Annotated in this window: 9 protein-coding genes and 1 pseudogene; 7 read left to right on the top strand and 3 right to left on the bottom strand. The window is 55.4% G+C overall.

Annotated features, from left to right (window positions below):
* Window positions 1-31: 31 nt before the first annotated feature.
* Together WDO70_12530 and WDO70_12525 are read right to left on the bottom strand one after the other, a co-directional pair.
* Window positions 32-487 (bottom strand): response regulator, encoded by a 456-nt coding sequence (locus WDO70_12530; GenBank protein ID MEJ0063974.1) that lies wholly within the window; start codon window positions 485-487, stop codon window positions 32-34.
* Window positions 488-496: 9 nt separating this feature from the next.
* Window positions 497-874 (bottom strand): response regulator, encoded by a 378-nt coding sequence (locus WDO70_12525; protein MEJ0063973.1) that lies wholly within the window; start codon window positions 872-874, stop codon window positions 497-499.
* 116 nt (window positions 875-990) lie between these two features.
* Between WDO70_12525 and gltX the strand changes: the two genes are divergently transcribed.
* The 7 genes and pseudogenes from gltX (at window position 991) to WDO70_12490 (ending at window position 7,019) form a co-directional block, all read left to right on the top strand.
* Complete coding sequence (gene gltX / locus WDO70_12520; GenBank protein ID MEJ0063972.1) at window positions 991-2,349, top strand: glutamate--tRNA ligase; 1,359 nt, start codon at window positions 991-993, stop codon at window positions 2,347-2,349.
* Window positions 2,350-3,778: pseudogene (gene cysS, locus WDO70_12515) on the top strand (cysteine--tRNA ligase). It begins immediately after the preceding gene.
* Between the two features lie 415 nt (window positions 3,779-4,193).
* Window positions 4,194-4,736: a TrmH family RNA methyltransferase gene (locus WDO70_12510; protein MEJ0063971.1), complete on the top strand. Its 543-nt coding sequence runs from the start codon at window positions 4,194-4,196 to the stop codon at window positions 4,734-4,736.
* Window positions 4,733-5,125, top strand: coding sequence for a dihydroneopterin aldolase (locus tag WDO70_12505; protein ID MEJ0063970.1), 393 nt, complete (start codon window positions 4,733-4,735; stop codon window positions 5,123-5,125). Before WDO70_12510 ends, WDO70_12505 begins: the two co-directional genes overlap by 4 nt.
* Window positions 5,126-5,181: 56 nt before the next feature.
* Window positions 5,182-5,625, top strand: coding sequence for a hypothetical protein (locus WDO70_12500; protein ID MEJ0063969.1), 444 nt, complete (start codon window positions 5,182-5,184; stop codon window positions 5,623-5,625).
* Window positions 5,626-5,691: 66 nt separating this feature from the next.
* Window positions 5,692-6,519, top strand: coding sequence for a hypothetical protein (locus tag WDO70_12495; protein MEJ0063968.1), 828 nt, complete (start codon window positions 5,692-5,694; stop codon window positions 6,517-6,519).
* A complete protein-coding gene (locus WDO70_12490) occupies window positions 6,516-7,019 on the top strand; it encodes a hypothetical protein (protein MEJ0063967.1) in 504 nt (167 codons plus the stop codon). Before WDO70_12495 ends, WDO70_12490 begins: the two co-directional genes overlap by 4 nt.
* Here WDO70_12490 and WDO70_12485 read toward each other — a convergent pair.
* Window positions 7,016-7,990, bottom strand: a complete 975-nt coding sequence (locus WDO70_12485) for an IS1595 family transposase (GenBank protein MEJ0063966.1) — start codon at window positions 7,988-7,990, stop codon at window positions 7,016-7,018. The two genes, WDO70_12490 and WDO70_12485, sit on opposite strands and share 4 nt — an antisense overlap.
* Window positions 7,991-8,085: the final 95 nt, after the last annotated feature.

Below are 8,085 nucleotides of genomic sequence, written 5' to 3'. Positions count from 1 at the left end.
AACCGCAATATGGGTCGCGGGCGGGCGGAAATCAACCCGGGATGTATGTCAGACGGTATTTCGAACTCTGCGCCAGCGTAAAGAAATCCACTTTGTCTTTTTCGTACAATTCCGGCTGAACGCAGGTATCGCCAAGCGCCTTAAGATGCCTCTCGAATTTTCTCTTCTCGCCGGTAATCATGGTGGTGATCAGCGGGCAGAAACCCGGCTCCTTCTTGAGCAGTTTCAGCAGGCTCAACGACCCCATGCCGGGATATTCTTTATCGCCGCAATAATCTCCGTCGGTGATGAGAACATCAAAACGGCTTTTCTTTTCGAGAGCGGCTTTTGCCGACGCGAAATCCGGGCATGCAGTGACTTCAAAGCCCGCGCGCTTGAAGGCATTAACGATAGCCTTCTGCGTCTGCATGTCGTCTTCGACGATCAGCGCGCGCAGCTTGCGCGGCGGCAGGGGCGTTCTCGATCTTCTGCGATGCTCGTGGGGCATGTCGGCCTATTATCCCAAAGTTATCTTGCGCGCCAAAGTCTTAAGCGCGGCGGGGTCCTTGCCGGAAATCTCCGGCCTGACGGCCTTCAACCCAAGCTTGGCGATTTCCTCTTGCGCATAGCCGGGGAGAAATGTCGCTATGACGACGCCCGATACGGGGCGATGGCCTGGGGTTTTTTCAAGATGTTTCAGCAAGTCGCATGAACCGGGATCATTTCCTGAATCGCTGCCCTTGATAATCCAGTCACGGCGCCCGCCGAGAGCAAGTTCGGCGCCGGCATGAGCGGATGTTTCCACGCTCGTTACTTCATTGCCCGCCCCGGAGAACATAATCTCCATAAGGCCGCGCATGGCAGCGTCTTTTTCTACGACAAGAACTCTGGGCATAAGATCATCCTTTGAATGCTTCCAGCAATATACCATTCAATAAACTCGATTTTCCGGGGTATCGTCAATATCGTAATTACTTGCATAGTCTTAAAAAAAGCTGCAAAAACAACATCATGACCCAAATCAAGCAAGTCAATGTCCGCTTCGCCCCCTCGCCGACCGGCCTATTGCATATCGGCAATGTCCGGGCGGTGCTGTTCAACTGGCTGTTCGCCCGCCGCCATGGCGGCATCTTCATGCTGCGGCTCGACGATACCGACCGCGAGCGCTCGCGTGAGGATCTAGCGCAATTCATCGAGCGCGACCTGCGGTGGCTGGGCCTGGAATGGGACAAGTTCGCGCGCCAGTCCGACCGCATGGAACGCTATCACCAGGCGCTGGCCGATCTTAAGGCCAAGGGCCGTGTCTATGCCTGTTATGAGACGCAGGAAGAACTCGGCCTGAAGCGCAAGGCGCAATTGGGCCGGGGCCTGCCGCCGATCTATGATCGCGGGGCGTTGAAACTCACCGACGCCGAAAAGCAAAAACTGGAAACCGAAGGCCGCAAGCCGCACTGGCGCTTCCTGCTCAACGATGAAGATGTCATCTGGGATGACGCCGTGCAGGGGCAGAAGAACTTCGCCGCCGCCGCATTGTCCGATCCCGTCCTGGTGCGCGAAGACGGCGTGCCCCTCTATACCTTCTGTTCGGTGGTCGATGACGCCGATTTCGCCATCTCCCACGTCATCCGCGGCGAGGATCACGTCACCAACACCGCCGTGCAAATCCAAATTTGGCGCGCGCTGACGGATTTGCCGCCGCCCGGCTTCGCGCATTTTCCGCTGCTGGTCAGCGGCGACGGCATCGAGATGAGCAAGCGGCTGGGCACGCTTTCCATCGCCAGCATGCGCGACGACATGGGCATCGAGGCGATGGCGATCAACTCGCTGGTGGCGCGGATCGGCACGTCCGATCCCGTCATCGCCGCCGCGCGGCTCGAAGAGCTGGTGCCCGATTTCAGCCTGGATAAAATCTCGCACGGCACGCCGAAATTTGAAGTCGCCGAACTGCAAAGCCTGTCGGCGCGGATTTTGCACGGCATGCCCTACGCCGAAGCCGCCCCTCGCCTCGCCGGTTTGGGCTTCGGCGAAGTCGATGAAAATTTCTGGAACATGATCCGCCCGAACCTGACCAAGCTCGCCGACGTCGGGGAATGGTGGCAGGTCGCGCGCGGCCCAGTCACGCCGCAAATCGACGATCCGGCCTTCGCCGAGCAGGCGCTGAGCGTCCTGCCCGCCGAGCCATGGGATACCGCCACCTGGAACGCCTGGACGGCGGCGGTGAAGGCCAAGACCGGTAAAGGCGGCAAGGATCTGTTCATGCCGCTGCGCCTCGCGCTCACCGGCCACGCGCACGGGCCGGAACTTAAGCTGTTGCTGCCGCAAATCGGCGAGCACAGAGTGCGCGAGCGGCTGATGGGACGCGCGGCGTAAATGTCCGATCTTCGCCTCTACAATACGCTCACGCGCGACAAGGAAGAATTTAAGCCCATCGATCCGGCGAATGTCCGCATGTATGTCTGCGGGCCGACGGTTTATGATTTAGCGCATCTGGGCAACGCGCGGCCCGTGGTCGTGTTCGACGTGCTGTATCGCCTGTTGCAGCGGCGCTATGGCGCGGAGCATGTCACCTATGTCCGCAACATCACCGACGTGGACGACAAGATCATCAACAAATCCAGGGAAACCGGCGAGCCTATCGACAGCATCACCGCGCGCACGACGGCGGCCTATCACGAGGACATGGCGGCGCTGAATGCGCTGCCCCCCCACGCATGAGCCACGCGCGACGGAACATATTCCGCAGATGATCGCGATGATCGAAGCCCTCATTCCCAAACATGCCTATGAGAAAGACGGGCATGTCTTGTTCCATGTGCCAAGCATGGAAAATTACGGCGAATTATCGCGCCGCAACCGCGACGAGCTGGTTGCGGGCGCGCGGGTCGAAGTCGCGCCCTACAAGCGCGACCCCGCCGATTTCATCCTGTGGAAGCCCAGCACGCCGGATCAGCCGGGCTGGGACAGCCCCTGGGGCCGGGGGCGGCCCGGCTGGCATATCGAATGCTCGGCGATGGCCGCGCAATATCTCGGCAAGAGTTTCGACATTCACGGCGGCGGCCTCGATTTGATCTTTCCGCATCATGAAAACGAGATCGCGCAAAGCTGCTGCGCTCACGGCACCCAGCGGATGGCGAATGTCTGGATGCATAACGGCTTCCTGACTATCGACAATGACAAGATGTCGAAGTCGCTGGGGAATTTCTTCACCGTCCGCGATCTGCTGAAAAAATATCACAGCGAGGTGATCCGCCTCGTGCTGCTCTCCGCCCATTACCGCCAGCCGCTGGATTTTTCGGAAGCTGCGCTGGAGCAGGCGAAGGCAACGCTTGACCGGTGGTATGGGGCGTTACGATGCTTAGAATTATCTGTGTATGCTGATTTGCCATCGATACAGCCGCAACAAGATAAAGAAACTGCCGTGAGTGCAATAATTGACATCCTGAATGATGATCTCAACACACCTCAAGCCATTGCATTCATACATACACTTGCGGACAAAATTTTTAAGGCAGATTCTATAGGTAATCGCGGAGACTTGGTTGACTTGACCCCGCAAATGCGGTCAACCACATCTATGCTCGGCCTCCTGCAACAGGACCCCGAAGCTTGGTTCCGCTGGCAGCCCGCCGGACAGGAAGGACTAACCGACGCCGAAATCGCCGCGCAAATCCAGGCCCGCCTCGACGCCCGCAAATCCAAAGACTTCGCCGAGGCCGACCGCATCCGCAAATCGCTGGCCGACCAAGGTGTCATCCTCGAAGACAAGCCCGACGGCGCGACCGAATGGCGGCGGGGGTAATACAGTTAGAATAGGCGTCATTCCCGACGCCGCGCAGCGGCGAGCGGGAATCCCGTTTGTTCATTGATAAAAAAAGGAAACGGGATTCCCGTTCGTGCCATGCCTGCCAAGGCAGTCATGGCACGCCGGGAATGACGGCATCGGTTGCAATCATGCTCTATAACGAATAAGTACACTGACGAAATGACCGCCCCCATCATCATCCTCGTTCGGCCGCAGTTGGTCGAAAACATAGGCTCCGCCGCGCGGGCGATGCTGAACTGCGAGCTGACGCAGCTTCGCATCGTCGATCCGCGCGATCCGTGGCCGTCGCAGGAGGGCAAGGAGCCGATGGAGCCGTGGATCCGCGAGCGGCTTTACGCTTCCGCGTCCGGCGCGGACGAGATTCTGAACAACGCGAAAGTGTTCCCCCGATTTGCGCACGGCGCTGGCCGATCTCAACCACGTCTATGCGACATCGGCGCGCGATCACGACATGGCGAAACGCTGGCTCACGCCGCGCGAGGCCGTGGCGGCCATGCTGCCCCTCGCCGCCGAAGGGCAAAAGACCGGCATTATGTTCGGGCCGGAGCGCACCGGCCTGACCCATGACGACATGACCTTCGCCAACGAGGCGATCTATATTCCCGTCAATCCGCAATTCTCGTCCCTCAATCTGGCGCAGGCGGTGCTGATCCTTTCTTACGAATGGCATGAGGCTCAGAACAAGCCGCCCAAGCCCCGGCAGGAGCCGAACCGCGCCGCCACCAAGGACGAGCTGCATAATTTCTTCGACCGGCTGGAAGGCGCGCTCGACGAGGCCGGATTTTTCACGACGCCGGAACTCCGTCCGACCATGGTGCGCAATCTGCGCCATGCGGTTCAGCGCGCCGCGATGACCGAACAGGAAATCCGCACCTGGCACGGCGTTGTCAAAGCTTTGGCCGAAGGCCCGAAACGCAAAAAGGATATTCAATGAGCAAACGCGACATGATCGAGCTTTTCCTGCGCGATGTGCCGGTGCAACTGCGCGTCGGCTGCTGCGAGCGGGAGAAACAGGCGCCGCAGACCGTGATCGTCAGCGTAACCCTGACGTCATCCGCGCCGCCGGATTATCTGCCGCTCGGCGACGATCTGGCGCAGGTGATCGATTACACCGCGCTGCATGATTTCATCTGCCGCGACCTGCCGTCGCAGCCTCACCGCAATCTGCTGGAAACCATCGCCGAGCATGTCTGCAACTTCGGTTTTCGCGATGCTCGCGTCGAAAAAGTCAGCGTCAAGCTGGTCAAGCCGGAGATTTTCCCCGAAACCCGCCAGACCGGGATCGAGCTTACAAGATTTCGGAAGAATCACGGCATTATGTAGCAGTCTCACCTTGTGACCCATAGTTTCAGGCGCAGCCGGCGCTTATGATTCCGGCCATGGCAGAAACCCATGTCCTTAGCGCCCTGAAAGACAAGTATGCCGAATTGGCTGGCAAGCTGAAAGCCTGTGACGATGAAGCATCAAGGCTGCAAGCCGCCCTTGCGAACCTAGACCGGACAATCCGGCTGTTCGAGAATGATTTCAGCCCTGCGGCTATCAGGCCGCTTGTTCCGCGAAAGCCAAAGCTGTTTCAGAAAGGCACGGTGATACGTCATGCGCTGGACGCCATGCGGGAGGCCGGGAAGCCGCTATCGGCCCGCGACCTTGCGATCATGGTATTGAACCGCCAAGGCATTCAGAACCCCGACAATGCCGCCGTGGAACATCTGCGGCGCGTCCTGACCGTCACCCTGAAACGCAAGCTTGGCGATGGCGATATTGCCGTGACCGAGCATGGGGTGCCGAGGCTGTGGTCTATTGTGGGAGCGGCCAATCATTAAGACATACTATGTAATGCTGTTTTACAACTAACTTGCAAATAAGCCTAGATTTGATATTGCCATGCAATGGCAAGCAGATTCTTAAAATTCAAAAACCAATTCAAAGACACCTTTGGGTCTAGGGTTTTTGTTTATGGCTCAACAGTTTTTTTGGGACTGAATGACAGCCTGTCTGACAAAGTTATTTTTTATAATGAAAACAAAAATGCCGTCTTTACATGGTCTCATGTTTTCATCATAGCGGGCGTTGGGCTGCTATTAATTGACCTATGGATTGCTTTAAAGGATTTTCGCCAAGGAAGGAAAAGCTCAAAGGCTCATTTAGATTCTTTTATGGGAAACGAATTGCTTGCCTTCTCACAGAATACAAGACTGTCTTCTACAGAAAGGGTAAGTCTCTATCTTCATGATCAACAAGCTGGAATGTTTAGGCTTCTGGGAAGACATTCCGATCATCACAGGTATGCTTCTCCGGGCAGAAAAATGTATCCTGACGGTCAGGGCATAATTGGAAATGCCTTTCAGAATGATTTTTGCTATGAGCCGAATTTACCCGACCCGGCTGCTGACGAAAGACTCTATATCCAAGAAGTCAGCAAGTTATGCGCCATCCCAAAAGATGTCATAAAGAGCCTAAGAATGAAATCGCGTTGCTTGGTTGGATATGCTATAAGAAATCTTAGGAATGAAAAAATTGGCGTCCTGATTCTGGAGACAACAAAACCAGACTTTTCCCATATTCCTTTGCAGGGAAGCACGCCGACAATGCAAATAACCCTAGTCGAATCGAGAATAAGAGATATTCTAGAGCGCGAATGTAATCGATTAAAATATCATATTGAATCTATGGAAGCACAAAAATCAATCGCTCTAGCGGCGCAGGAGGGGGTATGACGCAAAGGCTTGCACATACTATGGCCTATTTTTGCTCCAAGCAGGGAGGGAAGCTGCCAAGCATAATCTTGGCAATGATGATCTATGTTGCCGATTGGAAGTCTGCAATAGAGCGCGGGGTTACTATTACGGATATCGCATGGAAAAAAACTGAATATGGGCTGCCTTATACTGATGATATTCTGAATACCGCAAAAACGTATTCCCATTATTTTAGCGTGACAGAAAGCAATCTGGATAAAGAGTATTTTGAAATATCTTTGAAGGCTATGAATTATCCGTTTCAGCCTTCTCCGGAAGAGCAAGAAACATTTAAATTTGTAGAAAATCTTTTCTACGAAAAAAGGACGTGGAAAGAACTCTCTGACATCATTTCCTCAACATACCCAATGATCTCAAAAACGACTAGCTTGCTCAATCTTCCAGAATTGGCCAAGGAGTACGTTGGATATGTGCTGCCACACTTAAATAATAGAAGAGTGGCAAGAGCAGTTGGTTAGCTATCCCCCGTTCCCTTTTGCCAATACCCCTTCCACTGCCGGGAAACGGGATGATTGAGGGCCGCGTTCGCCATCATCGCGTATAGGGTTCCATTCGGGACGCGCCGGTTATCTTCCCGCCACGCCATTTCATCGGAATAGTTTTCGAGGTACGGCCCGGCGATATGGTGGTGCGTTCCGATTTCGGCGCGGCGAAGGCGTGAGAAGAATGACTCCGCCATATTGGTAGAAGCGCCGTTATGCGAATAGGCTTGGCTATGATTGATGCGCTTGGTTTCATACCGGGCATGAAGGCTATCCCATGCCGAAGCTTCATCGGCATAGATCGTGCTGCCGGGCGCGACGCAGTTCTGAATGGCGGGAACGGCGGCATCTTCCGATTTGGTCACGAAAGATAGCGTCTTGCCGTCGCGCTGGCGCGTGACGACGACCACGCGGCGCTTGCCGGTGCGGTTCTCGGCCAAGCGGCGGTCAATCCGGTCTTTCTTGTAGTTCGCGGGCTTCACATAGCCGCCGAAATACGCGCCGTCGATTTCGACTTCGCCCGATACCTTGGCATCGGCGCTGTTGCCGCTGCTAGCAATCGCTTCGCGCAGCTTGTGCGCCAGCACGAAAGCCGTCTTGTATTGGCAGTCCAAATCACGGCTCAATTGCAGGGCGCTATGACCTTTTGCGCCGTTCACGAAAATGGCGATGGCGAGAAGCAAATCCTTGATCGGCATTTTACGGCCCGCGAAGATCGTGCCGCTCGTCACGCTGAATTGATGATTGCAGCCCTTGCACTTCCAAAGCTTGCGTGTCGCGTATTTATAGACCGCTACGCAGCCGCATTTCGGGCAATAGGGCTGGCCGTCATTTCCGGCCCACCTGATTTGCTGAAACGTGTCATGCGCTTCATCATCGGTCAGGCGAGCAACCGCTTTCAACGAAAGCGTCCTTGCCTTGGCGGATAAGAGGAAGTGCTGGCCCACTGAAAAAATCACCGTATTTGATGTTTACACACCGAATATGATGATTATTTATCCCATTGTCAATGACAAAAAACATCATATATGATGATATTCAT

Source organism: Alphaproteobacteria bacterium (assembly GCA_037200005.1).
GTDB lineage: Bacteria > Pseudomonadota > Alphaproteobacteria > UBA9219 > RFNS01 > JBBCGY01.
This window is presented reverse-complemented; position numbering and strand designations above follow the sequence as displayed.